Source organism: Acetobacter fabarum, assembly GCF_040702925.2.
Classification (GTDB): domain Bacteria; phylum Pseudomonadota; class Alphaproteobacteria; order Acetobacterales; family Acetobacteraceae; genus Acetobacter; species Acetobacter fabarum_B.
Genome location: NZ_JBFCXX020000005.1, coordinates 30,601 through 47,150 on the forward strand (window position 1 = coordinate 30,601; position 16,550 = coordinate 47,150).

Annotated in this window: 13 protein-coding genes; 2 read left to right on the forward strand and 11 right to left on the reverse strand. The window is 58.8% G+C overall.

Annotated elements, in window-relative coordinates; genetic code table 11:
• Positions 1–290: 290 nt before the first annotated feature.
• The gene (gene acuI, locus AB2L51_RS05575; protein ID WP_395581644.1) at positions 291–1,265 is read right to left on the reverse strand and encodes an acrylyl-CoA reductase (NADPH); all 975 of its coding nucleotides are present in this window, start codon (positions 1,263–1,265) and stop codon (positions 291–293) included.
• 202 nt (positions 1,266–1,467) lie between these two features.
• On the opposite strand from acuI, the gene AB2L51_RS05580 reads away from it, so the two are divergent.
• On the forward strand, positions 1,468–2,790 hold the full coding sequence (locus tag AB2L51_RS05580; protein WP_395581645.1) for a hemolysin family protein: 1,323 nt from the start codon (positions 1,468–1,470) through the stop codon (positions 2,788–2,790).
• Between the two features lie 143 nt (positions 2,791–2,933).
• Positions 2,934–3,383, forward strand: a complete 450-nt coding sequence (locus tag AB2L51_RS05585) for a glycine zipper family protein (RefSeq protein ID WP_395581646.1) — start codon at positions 2,934–2,936, stop codon at positions 3,381–3,383.
• 246 nt (positions 3,384–3,629) lie between these two features.
• On the opposite strand, the gene AB2L51_RS05590 is transcribed toward AB2L51_RS05585, so the two are convergent.
• The 10 genes from AB2L51_RS05590 to trpB all read right to left on the reverse strand — a co-directional run bounded on the left by AB2L51_RS05590 (position 3,630) and on the right by trpB (position 16,326).
• On the reverse strand, positions 3,630–5,339 hold the full coding sequence (locus tag AB2L51_RS05590; protein WP_395581754.1) for an OprO/OprP family phosphate-selective porin: 1,710 nt from the start codon (positions 5,337–5,339) through the stop codon (positions 3,630–3,632).
• Positions 5,340–5,497: 158 nt separating this feature from the next.
• Entirely contained in the window at positions 5,498–6,484 is a 987-nt protein-coding gene (pstS, locus tag AB2L51_RS05595) for a phosphate ABC transporter substrate-binding protein PstS (protein ID WP_395581647.1), read from the reverse strand.
• Positions 6,485–6,661: 177 nt separating this feature from the next.
• A complete protein-coding gene (locus AB2L51_RS05600; protein WP_395581648.1) occupies positions 6,662–7,921 on the reverse strand; it encodes a sensor histidine kinase in 1,260 nt (419 codons plus the stop codon).
• Positions 7,922–7,950: 29 nt separating this feature from the next.
• On the reverse strand, positions 7,951–8,646 hold the full coding sequence (phoB, locus tag AB2L51_RS05605) for a phosphate regulon transcriptional regulator PhoB (RefSeq protein ID WP_395581649.1): 696 nt from the start codon (positions 8,644–8,646) through the stop codon (positions 7,951–7,953).
• Between the two features lie 252 nt (positions 8,647–8,898).
• Positions 8,899–10,188: an adenylosuccinate synthase gene (locus AB2L51_RS05610; protein ID WP_395581650.1), complete on the reverse strand. Its 1,290-nt coding sequence runs from the start codon at positions 10,186–10,188 to the stop codon at positions 8,899–8,901.
• A 69-nt stretch (positions 10,189–10,257) separates the two neighbouring features.
• Complete coding sequence (locus AB2L51_RS05615) at positions 10,258–11,442, reverse strand: ATP phosphoribosyltransferase regulatory subunit (protein WP_395581651.1); 1,185 nt, start codon at positions 11,440–11,442, stop codon at positions 10,258–10,260.
• Between the two features lie 52 nt (positions 11,443–11,494).
• Positions 11,495–12,976, reverse strand: a complete 1,482-nt coding sequence (locus AB2L51_RS05620) for a helicase HerA domain-containing protein (RefSeq protein ID WP_395581755.1) — start codon at positions 12,974–12,976, stop codon at positions 11,495–11,497.
• A complete protein-coding gene (locus AB2L51_RS05625; RefSeq protein WP_395581652.1) occupies positions 12,973–14,232 on the reverse strand; it encodes a TIGR03862 family flavoprotein in 1,260 nt (419 codons plus the stop codon). Before AB2L51_RS05625 ends, AB2L51_RS05620 begins: the two co-directional genes overlap by 4 nt.
• Positions 14,233–14,251: 19 nt before the next feature.
• A complete protein-coding gene (trpA, locus tag AB2L51_RS05630; protein WP_395581653.1) occupies positions 14,252–15,085 on the reverse strand; it encodes a tryptophan synthase subunit alpha in 834 nt (277 codons plus the stop codon).
• Positions 15,082–16,326: a tryptophan synthase subunit beta gene (gene trpB, locus AB2L51_RS05635; RefSeq protein ID WP_395581654.1), complete on the reverse strand. Its 1,245-nt coding sequence runs from the start codon at positions 16,324–16,326 to the stop codon at positions 15,082–15,084. The genes trpA and trpB overlap by 4 nt, the downstream gene beginning before the upstream one ends.
• Between the last annotated feature and the right edge of the window lie 224 nt (positions 16,327–16,550).

The following is a 16,550-nucleotide window of genomic DNA, read 5'->3' on the forward strand; positions in this document are numbered from 1 at the left end:
CCAACCCAGAAAGATATTTTGAACAAATCCCACGTTAGAATTTAAATCTGGTTAATATCTTCCATACAGACAAATAAATATGGATATTCATTTATCTTAACCGCGAGTTTTGTTTTTTTGTTGTAAACAAATCACTATTTTATTGGTTTTTATACGCTTTTGCAGTCCATTAGCCTTCCAAAATTTTCACACAACCGCACAAAAACCAAAATAGTTACATTAACCAATAAATTATCATATGCCTAAAATAATGATCATCCGCGTCAGATTTTGCAAAAAAACACCGCGACTCATGGCACCTCAACCACAATGCGGCCTTTTATTTTGCCATCCAGCAGATCCGTGGCCGCAGCTACGGCGCCTGACAAAGGAATAACCCGTGTCATTTCCGCCAGCAGGTCCCTGTCCACCAAGAGCGCCAGACGATCCCACATGTCCTGCCGGACCTCCTTGGGGCACATCACACTATCTATGCCCACCAGTGTTACGCCGCGCAGGATAAAGGGAGCGACAGTCGCAGGGAACGCCATCCCCCCCGCCAGACCGCAGGCCGTTACCACGCCCTGCGGCTTCATGGATGCGCAGACAGAAGCCAGAACCTGCCCGCCCACCACATCCACCGCCCCCGCCCAGCGCGCTTTTTCCAATGGGCGGGAGGGCATTTCAAAATGTGAACGCGCAAGCACCTCGGAGGCACCAAGCCTTTGCAGGTAGGGTTGTTCCTCCAGACGGCCAGTTACCGCCACAACTTCATATCCCAGTCGGGCCAGAAGCATGACTGCCACACTGCCAACCCCACCCGTCGCACCTGTGACCAGAACCGGGCCGGAGCCGGGTTCAACACCTTCACGCACCAGTGCCTGTACGCACAGCATGGCCGTAAAACCCGCCGTGCCCAGCGCCAGAACCTGCCGGGCATTCAAACCCTGCGGCAAGGGCAGCAACCATGCCCCGGGAACGCTGGCTTTTTGCGCAAGGCCGCCCCAGTGCTTTTCGCCCACACCCCAGCCATTCAGCATAACCTGCTGCCCGACTGTAAAATCGGGGCTGGAGGAACGCTCGACCACGCCAGCAAAATCAATCCCCGGCACCATTGGCCATGCCCGCACCACAGGACCGCGCCCGGTAATGGCCAGCGCATCCTTGTAATTCAGGCCCGACCAGTGAACCCGGACTGTTACCTCCTCGTCCGGCAAGGTATTTTCGGGCAGTTTCTGCAGGGTGGCCGTCTGACCTGCCTGTTCAAGATAGAGCGCATCAAACATCAATTTTTATCCGGCCGAAGAGAACAACAAGGCACACTAGTTCTTCACCAACGCACGCAAAGCCTCTGCGTCCCGTGCTGACAGAATTTTGAAGTCTTTCGCATGTCATGCGTGACATAAAAAATACAATCGGGAATCACGCTGGTCAGCGGCACACTTTTTGGTCATACTGCGACATTCTAACCGTATAGCGGACGTTCTCTTGCTTTTGTTTATAATGGGTCTGCTGACCCTTGTTCTGCTTATCGTGATCAGCATCCTGATCGCGCTTTCCGAAATCTCCTTTGCCGCCGCCCGGGAAGTCAGGCTCCGCAGCCGCGCAGAAGCAGGAGACCCGCGTGCCCAGGCTTTTCTGGCACTCCGCCGCAACAGCGGACAGGTTATAACCGTCATCCAGATCTGCCTGAACGGCGTGGGGATTATGGGCGGTATTGTCAGCTCCGAAATGCTGTCTCCCCCGCTGGCTGATTTTTTCACCCAGTGGAAGCTTTCCAACTGGTGGGCACAAAATCTGGCCTCCACCCTCAGCTTTATTTTTGTCACCGGCATGTTCGTGCTGTTTGCCGACCTGTTGCCCAAACGGGTCGCCATGAACAACCCGGATAAGGTGGCCCTTGCCGTAGGCTGGTTCCCACGGCTGGCGTTACGGATTCTTTACCCTGTTGTCTGGGTTTTTTCCAAAATTTCCGATGTGGTACTCAAAGCGCTCAAAATTCCGGCAGCCTCTGCGGTGGAACCCGTAACGCCTGAGGACCTGCACGCCATTCTGGCTGCAGGCACCGCCTCTGGCGCCCTGCTCCAGCAGGAACACCAGATGATCGAGAACGTGCTGGGACTTCAGGACCGGTCCGTTACATCCGCCATGACACCCCGGGACGAGATCATTTTTCTCGATATTCAGGACACGCCAGAACACAACCACGAAAAAGTGCGCATGGAACCCTATTCACGCTACCCGCTTTGTAATGGCGGGCTGGATAAGGTGATAGGCTCCATCCGTGCGGAAGACGTTCTGGCCTCGGTCGTGGACCCCTCCACCGCCCCATCGGGCCGCCCGCACTCCAACCCCATCGCCCGTATGCGACGGGACGTATCCTCCGTGCCCGAAACACTGAACCTGTGGGATACATTGGCCCAGTTTGATACATCTGGCGTAGGTTTTGCACTGGTGGTCAACGAATACGGACTGGTTGTGGGACTGATCACCTTCAAGGACATCATGGGTGTGCTCATGGATGGACTGGCCAGCCCGTTTGAGGAACAGGCCATTGTCCAGCGTGACGCCAATTCCTGGCTGGTGGATGGCGCGGCCCCCATTGGGGAAGTCATGCGTGAGCTGGATATTGCAAACCTGCCCGACCATGAACAGTTTGATACAATCAGCGGCTTTATCATGCACCGCCTGCGCCGTATGGCCCGCAAGACCGACAGGGTCGATGCAGCGGGATTCCGGTTTGAGGTGGTGGACGTGGAAGGCTTCCGCATCAACCAGTTGCTGGTCACGCGGCTTAACACAGCCCTCTAGGCTTACACGTCAGATTAAGACAAACAGGGGCCGCTCAGGTCTGGCGGCCCTGCTCCCCACATTTTCTATTATTCCTATACTAGAAAAAAAATGACATACTTCCCTCACACGAACATCGTCCAATATAATCTGGAGTAAGTGAAATGAAGTTTATAGCACTTCCTATTGTTTTTTTGCCCGTTCTTTTGCTGGCTGGCTGTGCGGAAACTCCAATGGGGCCGACCGCGCAGGTCCTCCCCGGTCCGGGCAAGGAGTATGGACAATTCCTGCAGGAACAGAATTTCTGCCGCTCTCAGGCAGCCGCCGCCGTGCAGGGGCAGGCCGAACGCCAGAATCATAAGGCCATTTACGGCGGCCTGGCTGCAACTGCTCTGGGTGCGGGACTTGGGGCCGCCGCAGGCGGTGGCGCCGGTGCGGGCATTGGGGCCGCCGCAGGGGCCATGGGTGGCGGTCTGGGCGGAAGTCTCTATTCCAACAGCCAGCAGGGCGGCATTCAAACACAGTATAACAATGCCTATGTGGCCTGCATGATTGCTTACAAGAACGTCCTGCCCGCTCCCCAGCCCGCTTACGGATATGGGTACTCACGCTAACCTTAGGCCCGGATATCCACATAATATCTGGGCCATACAGGTTTTGCAAGCAAGCTGTGCGGCGGCGGCCACTGCACATGACAAGCTTCCCTACAGCTGCCCACGAGTGCTGATTCAAATAAAAAACCATGCCAGAAGGCATGGTTTTTTATTCTCCTGTTTTTACGGTTTGACAAAAAAAAGGGCCATTCTTGCGAATGACCCTTTCCCATACTGATCTCTGACCAAAGCCAGCGACAGACTGCTTCAGAACGCAGCCTGCACACGGGCGGCAAGAGAGTTCCCGTTACGACCAGCACTGTTCCACGCAGAGCCATTCTGGGAAACAATGAAGTGATTAAAGTCAAGCATGAAGCGAAAGTGACGGTTAGGATACCAGTTAAGACCACCGGACCATACGGTCTGACGTCCACCATTCACATTGGCCGAAACATCGCTGAAGTCGGTTACGCTGTAACGACCCGTAACTTCCAGCGCACCCCAGTAGCCACGTGAGGGGTCAAATTCGTGTTCAACACTTGGAGTGCTGAACGCACCTTCTTTGATGTTATATTGGCGGCCTTTACCAAACAGGGTGTAGTTGGCAGCGCCATAATAACCCTGAAGATGAACAGTTTTCTGTGCTGCAGCAGTGGTTGCCTGATTACCACGCTCTACACCAATGTTGTAGTATTCGCCTTTAAGTAACAACTTTTTCCAACGGAAACCAAGTTCCGGCCCTGCGGACCAGATTGATGATGCGTTGCTGATTGCCGCGCTAACCAGATTAGTGCTGGTCAAGTTAACTTCCGGCGACTGGCCGAATCTAGCGGTACGACTGCAATTATTGGCAGTATTCTGAAAATTATTGCAGTATTCCGCGACCTTGAAGGCACTAATGGCAGAAATACCCACGTGCACGTCAATATCTTTTGACACATATGGACGACCAGCAGCACGGAACGTAGCACCCGTCTGGCTATTCATATTGTACTGGTTGGTTGCGCTCGCAGTACCGGAGTTACCCTTACGGTCGCCGTAGGTCTGCCCTGTAAAGTAAGAAGCAATCCACCAGCGTTTTTCGTAATGCAGGCCACCGAAGCTGAAGCGGGCGTCCCCTGCGGCAATTTTACGTACGGCATCGGTAATAGCAGGACGTTCCATCATTTCGAAGTCGTTCGAGCTTTCGGAGTCTTCTTCCGTCACGCGTGGCTGGAAGTAACCAACCGTCAGGATCGTGTTGTGCAGACCTGTATAGTTCAGGTTAGCTTCATACAAACCCTGATCCGTAGAGTTACCATCAGGACCGCCAGCACCAAAATCAGGTGTTACGTTAGCAACCCAGTCTTTATACCGGAAGGTGAAAGGAATACGGAGACGACGGGCATTTTCGGTAAAGCCATTGAAATCGCCATGAGCTTCGTTGCCACGCGGACCAGCATCAAGGAAGCCACCAAAGTCTTCATGAAATGCCAGACCGACCGAGAAGCCGTAAACACCGTCTTCGGAAGAGACCGTAAAGCGACCTTTGGGGAAGCCGACAATCATGCCGCCAACGCGTACTTCTTCATCAGAAGCCGTGGCAGCCTTGAAGTCTTTCCAGGACATAGTGTCACCACGGTCAGACGGGGGAGTGCCCACGCCGGACAGGGGCGCAACCTTTTTCATGGGTTCCTGCTCGCCAAACTGCACGTTCGGATCATAGTTCCCATCAGCAACATGCGTGGTATGGCGGCCGTGGCCAGCTGCCTGACCCATGCGGCCTTTGTTTGTGGTTGCATCGCTTTTGGCCAGCTGATGCTTAAGGATGACGATCTGCTGCTGCATATCCCGACGCATCTGGGACATTTCCGCACGCAGCAAACGGATTTCGGAATCCTCAGTGGAAGCTGCCTCGGCCACAGGAGCGATTCCAGCCAACATAAAAGACGTTAGAGCAACAGAAGAAAAAAGCGAGTTACAGCGCATTGTGGCCATTCCATGATAAGAACGATGAGGAGTGAATAACCCGCCATAACTTTCTTGTGCGTGATGCTTCGGTGATGGTTTTGTTACGGAATTATGAAAAAAAGCGGCCCGTTTCAGGGCCGCTTTCAAATAAGCTCAAATACGCAGTAAAAATTATAGACAGCTGATTATTTGCCGCTTTTCCATGCGGACATAATGCTGTCCTTAACGGTTTTGGGCAGCGGAACGTAATCCAGCTTGGTCGCAACGCTATCACCGTTATTGAAGCTCCAGCCAAAGAACTTCTGCACGGCCTGATCACGCCCGGCGTTACGGGCAGGCACGGGAACCAGCACGTAAGTTGCAGACATGATCGGCCAGGCTTCCTGACCATCCGTGTCCAGCAGGTTAATGGCAAAGTGGGAAGCATGGCTCCAGTCTGCTGCCTGTGCTGCGTGGGAGAAGCTGGTCATGCCCGCTGCAACGCTGGCCCCTGCATGGTTGCGCAGGCGAACGGTCGTCAGGTGGTTACGGCTTGCATAAGCGTATTCCACATAACCAATGCCACCTTCGGTGTTCTGCACGGTTGCGGCAACGCCGTCATTCCCACGCGCACCCAGACCACCGGGCCAGCTGATGGATGTGCTTGCACCGTAGTTTTCCTTCCATGAGGAGGAAGAACCGGCAAGGTAGGACGTGAACACAAAGGTCGTGCCCGAACCATCCGCACGATGAACAGGTGCAATGGCCACTTCTGGCAGCTTGACACCGGGATTGAGCGCAACGATCTTGGGATCGTTCCATGAGGTAATGGTGCCTGCATAGATTGCGGCCAGCACATCACCACTCAGCGTGATCGTATCGGGCTTGATCCCGCCGGGGATGTTCACAACCGGAACAATGCCACCCATAACCGTGGGAAACTGGAAGAGGTGGTTGGTTTCAAGCTTCTGGGCATCCATCGGCGCATCGGATGCGCCAAAATCAACCGTGCCAGCCACGATCTGGTTCTGGCCTGCGCTGGAACCCACGCTCTGGTAGTTGACGGTCACGCCAGTAGCGGACTTTGCAACCGCACCCCATGCCTCATAGATCGGAGCGGCAAAGCTAGAACCTGCGCCGGTCACGCTCTCGGCCCGAGATGCTGCTGGAAGTGCCGTAAGGAAGGTGGTCATAACGGCCAGACACATTCCAGACCTGACTGAAAAACGCATGTTGGTTTTTTCCCTGAGCCAATTGCAAAAGTTTACGGCTACAAAAACGTGCCGTGCCGTTCCGGGTTAAAGTAAATCAGAACAGAATGGTGTTATGCTTTCGGGACAATTGAATGACGGTTTTATGACACGGCAGACCTAGTTAAGCAGCGGCAGCCATATCCGGCAGGCTGTTCCTTCACCCACCGTGCTTTCCACAACAAAACGCCCATCATGACGAGCCAGAATCTGCTGCACAATGGCCAGACCCAGCCCACTGCCCTGCACACTGGCGGCCGTTTTGGCCACGCGGTAGAACCGTTCGGTCAAGCGGTTAAGGTGCCGCGCGGGAATACCCGGCCCCGTATCCGTAACACTCAGCACCAGCCCCGGTTCGGCAGGCCAGCCAGAATTTCTGGCAGCCCGCGTGCAGGAAACCGTAATGTCCAACGGGTCTTCATTGCGTTTACCCCGATCAAACAGGCCGTATTTGAGCGCATTTTCCACAAGGTTCATCAGCACCTGCAAAAGCTGGGCCTCATCCCCCTGCACGCAGAGTTCCTGCGCATCATCCGCCTGCACCTGAAAATGGACAGGTTTACCCGCAATCAACCCCGCTGCCTCATCCGACAAACGCCTGAGCAGTTCGGCAATGCCTATTGTTTCTCTGGGTCTATGATGTTCCTGCATCTGCACACGGGACAGATAAAGCAGCCCGTCAAGCAGACGCTGCATACGTCTGGCCTGCTCGGACATAATACCTAAAAACTCTTTTTGAATAACCGGATCATCCGCCGCAGGACCTTGCAGGGTTTCTATGAACCCCAGCAGAGAAGCCAGCGGCGTGCGCAGTTCATGGCTGGCAAAGGCCACAAAATCCGTGTGCTGCCGCTCGGCCAGAACGGCCTCGGTCTCATCATGCAAGGCAACAAAGACCAGCGTTATTCTGGACGAAAACGCTCCACCGCCCTTGCGGTAGCCTTCAGGCAGAAAGGCATCTGGCACCGTTTTCTTCTGCAGCCACGCCCGCACAACGCGGTAATGGGGAATATCCAGCACGATCAGCGCTTCCGCCGGTTGCTGGTCTTCCTTTTTTTGCGCCAGAAGCCTGTCCACCGAACTTTGAAAAGCCGGATGGCGGATAATGCTGCCAAGGCTGTTTGTAAACTGCCGTCTGGCCTCGGCCGAAATCACACATGGCAGGCGTGTGTCATTCAGCACCAGTGTTGCCGCAGGCAGGCAGGCCATAACCTCATCCAGCGTTACTGCGGAAGCGGCATCGCGCCCGATCCGGGTTTTCTGCCGTTCCGTATTTCCCGGCAAGGGTTCAAAGCGGCTCGAGCGGGCGATAGACAGCGACAGAGCCGCCAACGCACCGCCCCCTGCCATACCGCAGAGTGCCGCCAGCCAAGCATGCATGATCAGCCGCCCCTTTTTGCGGTTGTTGCTTAGTCCGGGTCCTGCACTTTATCCAGCGCATAGCCACGGGCCCGCACGGTACGGATCAGGTCCACCCCGCCCCCTTCGTTCAAGGTTTGCCGCAGGCGGCGGATATGCACATCCACTGTGCGCAGTTCCACGAAGGAGCTGCGCTCCCATGCATGTTTAAGCAGTTCCTCACGCGAGAAAACCTGTGCCGGGTGCAGCATAAGGAACTCTAAAAGCCGGTATTCCGTTGGCCCCAGAGACAGCAGACGACCATCACGCTCAACCTTGTGGCTCACTCGGTCCATGACCAACGTATCAAACCGCAGGGTTTTATCCGCCGGGGGGGCCCGGCGCAGAATGGCTTTAACCCGGGCAAACAGCGCATCCATGCTGAAGGGCTTGACCAGATAATCATCCGCCCCTGTATCCAGCCCACGAATGGTGTCTGCTTCCTCGCCACGGGCACTGAACATGATAATGGGCAAGGCTGCCGTTCTGGCCTGCTCGCGCAAGCGGCGGCAAACTTCCAGCCCGGAAATACCTGGCAGCATCCAGTCCAGCAGGATCAGGTCCGGCCGACGTTGCCGAACGTAATCCAGGGCCGCCTCTCCGTCCGCCGCGTGGCGAACCATGTAACCCTGTTTTTCCAGATTGTAGCTAACAAGCCGGGCGAGTGCCGGATCATCCTCAACAACCAGAAGATCTGCCTTATGCATACCAGAATGCCTTTTAAAAACCTGCACCTAGGATATGACGCGCAGATGACAAAAAACAACCGCCCCTCTGCCCCAAACCCCGGGCTGGCCGCATTATGCCCCTCTGCACCCCCATAAAAGCCGCCATTCACACGGGAAAAACCACTTTATGAATGTTTTATGACTCACCCCCGAAAGCAGCAGACCCCCAACAAAAAAGCCCCGGCGCAAAGGCCGGGGCTTTAAGGGGCTTGTCGTAAAGCCATCATAAATTCAGTCTTCAAACGGGTCACGCACCAGAATGGTGTCATCCCGGTCCGGGCTGGTGGACAGCAGGGTTACAGGTGCCCCCACCAGTTCTTCCACCCGGCGGACATACTTGATGGCCTGCGCGGGCAGGTCTGCCCAGCGACGGGCACCCTGTGTGGTTTCTTTCCAGCCTTCCATCGTTTCATACATCGGGCGCACACGCTGCTGTGCGGCTGAACCGGACGGGAAGCGCTCTATCTTCTGGCCATCCAGTTCATAACCGATGCAGATGTTGATCTCGTCCAGACCATCCAGCACGTCCAGCTTGGTCAGGGCCAGCCCGTTGATGCCACCAACCCGCACAGCATGACGGACCAGAACCGCATCAAACCAGCCACAACGGCGCGGACGCCCCGTAACCGTGCCGAATTCATGGCCGCGCTCACCAAGGCGGCGGCCAATGCCGTCATGCAGTTCGGTCGGGAACGGCCCTTCACCCACGCGGGTGCAGTATGCCTTGGCAATACCCAGCACAAACCCGGCAGCCGACGGTCCCATGCCAGCCCCCGTACCCGCATTGGAGGCAACCGTGTTGGAACTGGTCACAAACGGGTACGTCCCGTGGTCCACGTCCAGCATAACGGCCTGCGCACCTTCAAACAGGATACGGCGGCCATTACGGCGGGCATCGTCCAGAATGTCCCATGTTGCAGCCATGTATGGCAGCACCTTGGGGGCAACATCGCTCAGGAAGGCAAGCAGTTCTTCCTTGGAGAAAGTCTGCGCGCCAAGGCCTGCCAGCAGGGTGTTATGGTGCAGGAGCAGTTCGTCCAGCTTCCAGTCCAGCGTTTCAGGCTCTGCCAGATCGCACAGGCGGATGGCACGGCGGGCCACCTTGTCTTCATACGCAGGGCCAATGCCACGGCCTGTGGTGCCGATCTTGCGGTCACCACGGGCGGCCTCACGCGCGCGGTCGAGCGCACCATGCACGGGCAGGATCAGGGGCACGTTTTCAGCAATTTTCAGGGTTTCGGGCGTAACCTTCAGCCCCTGTTCGCCAATGCGGGCAATTTCGGCCAGCAGAGCCTGCGGGTCCACCACAACGCCATTGCCGATAATGCCCAGCTTACCACTCACAACGCCTGAAGGCAGGAGCGACAGTTTGTAAACCTGATTGCCAACCACCAGCGTATGGCCGGCATTGTGACCACCCTGAAAACGCACCACCACGTCGGCCCGGCTGGCGAGCCAGTCAACAATTTTGCCTTTGCCTTCATCGCCCCACTGGGCACCGATCACGGTTACGTTGGACATAGACGGTCTGCTCCTGAAAAAAACTGCCTGCTGGTCAAAAAGAAAACAATCGCACCCAAGGGCAAGCCCTCAGGCCAGATCCACCCGCTGAGTGCCTGAAAGAATGATGCCACAACCCAAATGCCGTGCCTCGGCCTCGGCCTGCGCACCGGAAGCAAAACCCCGCACCGTGGCGTATCCCTGCGAACGCAAAGCGGCTGCTTCCTGCCTGCTGGCATCTGCTGCCAGATACACACGCGCACGGGCTGGTGTGGGGGGGATCATGCGGAACAGCACATCGGGGCGCAGGGTTAACCCACAGGCCGGTTCGTTATCATTGCAAAGATAACGCCCGCCACGCCCCAGTTCTTCCGAGCGGCCAACGGCAAACAGGGTTACGCATACGCCGGTATGGTACTTCCAGCCCCGGAACTCCACCGGGTCCGCGGTCATGCGCAGGTCCGGGCAGATTTCGCGCACGGCTGCGACCGTATCAATCAGCCGGTCCAGAACAATGCGGGCCTTTGGAGGCAGGGTCAGTTCTGCCAGTTGCGCCACAGTATGTTCGGCAGCCCCGGTGGCATCCAGCAGGGCAATAAGCGTGGCGGCCAATGCACCCCCATGCTGGGCCACGGCGGCGGCATCCTTGCGGTCAAGTGCGCGCATAAGTGCCGGGCGCTGGGCGGCGGGCACACCGGCCTCTTCCAGCAGGGCGGGAATAAAGGGCGGCATGGTCAGGTCGAAGGAGACATCCTTCACCCCCAGACGCTTGAGTGCTTCTGCCCCGATGGACATGACCTCGGCATCTGCTTCGGGGGAATCCGGGCCGATCAGTTCTATGCCGGTCTGCATGATCTGGCGGCTGCTTTCCTCCGCCGCCACAGGGGCCACCACAACACACGGCCCGGCGTAAGAGACACGAAGCGGGCGCGGCGACCCTGCAACGCGAGTCGCGGCCATACGCGCGATCTGGGGGGTAATGTCGGGGCGCAAGACCATCATGCGCCGCGTATCAGGGTCCATGACCCGGAAGCACTGCTCCGCCAGAGCCACCCCCGCACCGGCAAGATAGGTCTCCTCAAACTCCATAAGAGGCGGGCGGACGCTGTCGTAGCCGTGGGAGGCAAACACATCCATAAGAGTAGCCACACCCCGCGCTTCCGTTCGGGCATCGGGGGTGAGCAGATCTACAAAGCCAGCAGGCAGCAGGGCCGGGCTAAAGGGCGGGTCGTCCGTCATGCCTCGGCCTATAGCACTCCCCGTTCCGCCCGTCATGCCCGCGGGCGTGTTCTTTTGCGCCTTTTGCCACACAAAACGGGCGGGCTGGTCAGCTATCGGCCATACCGGGCAGTGTTTCCCACCCTGTTCCTATAAAGGTCAGCACCCGCCGCCCCATGCCATCGGCCCGCAATACGAGCAGATTCTGGTCCTCCAGCCATGCCAGCAGGCGGCGTGCACGCCCGGTCGAAACCGTGCCATACACCTTGGCAATCTGGGCATCGGACGGGCATGGCGTGCGCTCAATGGCCGCACGGGCCAGAAACAGAAAGACCGCCTGCAGATCTTCCGGCAGGGATGATGCGCGCAGTTCGGCCTCCTGCCACTGCGTGGAGGAGGAGGTATCTTCGCTTACCCCGCTACGTGCTGTGGCCAGCGCACGGTTGAAGCGCCGCAGGTCCAGCGCATTGCGCCCCAGCCCGGCAATGCGGCAACGCACCAGAAAGTCCTGATACAGAACTGGCACGGGCCTGAAGGACGACTCCTCATCCTCCATCATGTCACGCAGGACGGCGGTCATACGGGCTTCGCGCTCGGCCTGGGTTTCTGCCGTGTCTTCCTCCTGCTCCTGCTCGGCCTGCACACTGGCCTGAGCCTCCCCGTGGGCAGCAAGCTGCGTCAGCAGGTCGGGGGCGGAAGGAGCAGGGGCCTTGCGCTGGCGGGCAGGCAGGTCATGCACCGGCACGGGAGCCAGAATAAGCTCGTGCACCGGCGCGGTTGGCGGTTCAAAGGGGGCAAGCACCGGCCCGGCCGAGCGGCTTTCGGTTTCCACCGCGCCAATACGGACCGAAAGTGGCCTGCGGCTAAGGGCCGGACCAAGGGCGACAAACGTACCACGGGCGAGGTCCCGGAACGCTTCGGCCTGCCTGCGCTCCATACCCAGCAGGTCGGCCGCACGTGCCATGTCGATATCCAGAAACGTGCGGCCCATCAGAAAATTGGAGGCTTCCGCCGCCACGTTCTTGGCCAGCTTGGCCAGACGCTGGGTTGCAATAATACCGGCAAGGCCACGTTTGCGCCCACGGCACATCAGGTTGGTCATGGCGCCAAGGGAGGCCCGGCGGGCCTCGTCCGATACTTCGCCCGCTGCGGCTGGCGCAAACAGCTGGGCTTCGTCCACCACCACCAGCACAGGGTACCAGTGCTGACGCGGCACCTCGAACATACCGCCCAGAAAAGCCGCCGCCCAGCGCATCTGCTGGTCCGCATCCAGCCCTTCCAGATTAAGCACAACGGACGCGCGGTGCATGCGCATGCGCTCACCTGCGGCGTGCAGGGCCATTTCTGAATGATCGGCACCCTCTATGACCAGATGGCCGAATTTTTCAGCCAGACTGACAAAATCGCCTTCGGGGTCAATAATGGCCTGCTGCACCATACGGGCAGACTGCTCCAGCAGCCGCCGCAGAAGATGCGACTTGCCCGATCCGGAGTTCCCCTGAACCAGCAGACGCGTAGCCAGAAGTTCGCCAAGGTCCATCTGTGCCGGACCGCCACCCGGCACCTCCCCCATTGTAATCATGCTGTTCATGGCTGGAGGGGATACCGCTTTGCCCCACCCTTGCGCAACCATGCCTCTGCCCCCTTTGCCGCCGCACGGCCGGTGGCAAGGCAGGCATGGAGCAGGTAGCCCCCGGTCGGGGCCTCCCAGTCCAGCATCTCGCCTGCAACAAACACACCGGGCAGCGCCCTGAGCATAAAGGATTCGTCACACGCTGCCTGTGTAATCCCTCCGGCGGTGGAAATGGCGCGGGCCAACGGCTCTGGCGCGTAAAAAGTGACAGGAACAGCCTTGATCAGGGCGGCCAAGGCACGCGGGTCTGCTGGCAGCACGTCCCTCGCCTCCCGCAGCAGCGCCACGGCTGCGGGAGCCAGCTTTATAGCCTTGCGCAAGCGGTTGCTCAGGCTCTCCCGCATTCGGGTGGCGCGTAGCCTGTCCAGCAGGTCCTGCCCACTCAGGTCGGGGCGCAGGTCACACAGCACGGTTGCCTGCCCCTGCGCTGTTATGACCTGCCGCACGGCGCGGGAGAGCGCATAGAGCGCGCCCCCTTCCATGCCTGTACGGGTCAGCACAATTTCACCCCGCACACGCCTGCCTTCAAATGTGAGGGCTACAGGTTTTAGGGGGGTTCCGGCAAAACGCTCGGCAAAAGAGGTGGACCATGGGGTGCAAAACCCGCAATTGGCAGGCTCCAGAGGGGCCACGTCCACCCCACGCTGTTGCAGCAGGGGCACCCAGCCACCGGAACTGCCCAGCCGTGGCCAGCTTGCCCCACCAAGGGCCAGCACTACGGCATCTGCCGCCAGTTCAACCTTATGGGGCGCTCCATCCCCTGCCTGTTGCAGGTTAAACACGAGCTGTTCATGCGCCCCCCACCCCTGCCAGTCCGCACGGGTCTGGAAAGTCACGCCAGCAGCGTTCAGGCGGGCAAGCCATGCCCGCAGCAGGGGGGATGCCTTCATCCCCACGGGAAAGACCCGGCCAGAGGAGCCAATAAAACTCTCCTGCCCCAGCCCTGCCATCCAGTCCCGGATGTTCTGCATGGTCCATGCGTCCAGCGCGGGACGCAGCCAGGAGTTGGCGGGACCATAGCGCTCCAGCACCGTCCCATGCGCTTCGGAATGGGCAATGTTCAGCCCACCCCGCCCAGCCATCAGAAACTTGCGGCCAAGGCTTGGCATGCGCTCCATAACCTGCACGCCAAACCCGCGCTCGGCCAGATACTCGGCTGCGGCAAGCCCGGCCGGGCCACCGCCCACGACAACACTACGCGGCTTATTGGTCATGGGCAGTCACGACCGCCTGTCATTCCGGCAACTGGCCCGCAGCACGGACTGCCTGTGCCAGACCACGGATCTGCTCCAGCACACGCGGCAGGGTCTGGGGTGTGGCGCGCCCCTGTTCATCCAGCGTTTGCGCCAGTGTGGCCAGCAGGGCCGAGGCCACAACGGCCCCATCGGCAATGCTGGCCGCCTGCGCGGCCTGTTCGGGCGTGCGAACGCCAAAACCAATGGCTATGGGCAGGTCTGTGGCCGCACGTATGCGGGGAATGGCGCCAGCAAGGTCATGCGCACTGGCCGAGCGGGTGCCCGTAATGCCCACAATGCTCACATAATACACAAAGCCCGATGCATGCCCCAGCACGTACTCCAGACGGGCATCCGGCGTGGTGGGGGCGACCAGACGAATAATGTCCAGCCCCGCAGCCTGTGCGGGAGCGGCGATAACTGCCCCTTCCTCGGGGGGGAGATCAACCAGAATAAGCCCATCCACCCCTGCGGCGGCGGCATCCTTGCAGAAACGTTCGTAACCATAGGATTCAACCGGGTTGACGTACCCCATCAGAATCACCGGGGTTTCATCATCCCCCTTACGGAATTCGGCCACCATATCCAGCACGCCAACCAGCGTGGCACCGGCCTTGAGCCCGCGTAGGGCGGCGGCCTGAATAACCGGACCATCGGCCGATGGATCGGAAAAAGGCATGCCAACCTCGATCAGGTCGGCACCAGCCGCTGGCATGGCGCGGAACAGTTCCAGAGAAGTCTCCCGGTCCGGGTCATACGCCTCCAGATAGGGGATGAGCGCACCACGGCCTTGGGCAGCAAGGGCTTTAAAACGGGCGGCAATACGGCTCACAGCGTGACTCCCAGATGTTCGGCAACAGTGAAGATATCCTTGTCCCCCCGGCCGGACAGGTTCACCACCAGCAATGTGTCCTTGGACAAGGTGGGGGCAATTCTGGCCGCATAGGCAACGGCATGCGCCGATTCGAGAGCGGGAATAATCCCTTCCAGCTTTGTGCAGAGCTGGAAGGCTTCCAGCGCCTCGGTATCGGTCGCACCCACGTATTCTGCGCGCCCGATATCGTTCAGCCAGGAATGTTCGGGGCCGACACCGGGGTAGTCCAGCCCGGCGCTGATGGAATGGGCCTCGTCAATCTGGCCATCCGCGTTCTGCAGCAGGTAAGTGCGGTTGCCGTGCAGCACACCGGGGCGACCACGCTCGATGGAGGCGGCGGTTTTGCCGCTATCCAGCCCGTGACCCGCGGCTTCCACGCCAATCAGGCGCACGGACACATCATCGAGAAACGGGTAAAAAATCCCCATGGCGTTGGAGCCACCCCCAATGGCGGCTACCACTACATCGGGCAGACGGCCTTCGGCGGCCTGCATCTGCGCTTTGGTTTCCTCACCGATCACGCTCTGGAAATCACGTACCATGGCGGGGTACGGGTGCGGGCCAGCCACAGTGCCGATCAGCATGTAGGTGTCGGCCACATTGGCCACCCAGTCCCGCATGGCTTCGTTCATGGCGTCCTTGAGCGTGCCGGCACCAGCAGTTACGGGCACAACCTCCGCCCCCAGCAGGCGCATACGGAACACGTTTGGCTTCTGCCGCTCCACATCGGTAGCACCCATGTAGATCACGCATTTCATGCCAAACAGGGCGCATACGGTTGCGGTCGCCACGCCGTGCTGGCCGGCCCCGGTTTCTGCCACAATGCGGGTGCGGCCCATGCGGCGGGCAAGCAGGATCTGCCCCATGACATTATTGAGCTTGTGCGAACCGGTGTGATTGAGTTCCTCACGCTTGAGGTAGATTTTTGCTCCCCCAAACGCTTCGGTCATACGCCGGGCGAACCATAGCGGGCTGGGCCGACCGATATAATCGGTCTGGTAATATGCCAGTTCCTTATGAAAAGCGGGGTCGGCCTTTGCGGCCTCGTACGCCTCATTCAGTTCCAGAATAAGCGGCATGAGCGTTTCGGCCACAAAGCGGCCACCGTACCGGCCACCAAAATGCCCGTGCTCGTCAGGCTGCTGCCTGAAGGAATTGCTCTGCGCCGCTGCGCCGCCGTGTTCGATCGGGTTCGCCATTACTCGTTCTGCCGCTCCTTTAACCCCATGGCGCGCCCTGCTGGGGCACCCCGTATTCTACTCTTTTCAACTGGCAAAATGGCTTACCAGATGCGCCACCGCATTGCACGGTCCCGCGTGGTCATCTTGCCACAAACCCGACAAACGCGTCATACTTGAACATGCACGTGCTCCGGCAGGCAAGCGCCAGAACCGGACAATAGCAAGCTATACAGGCCCACAGG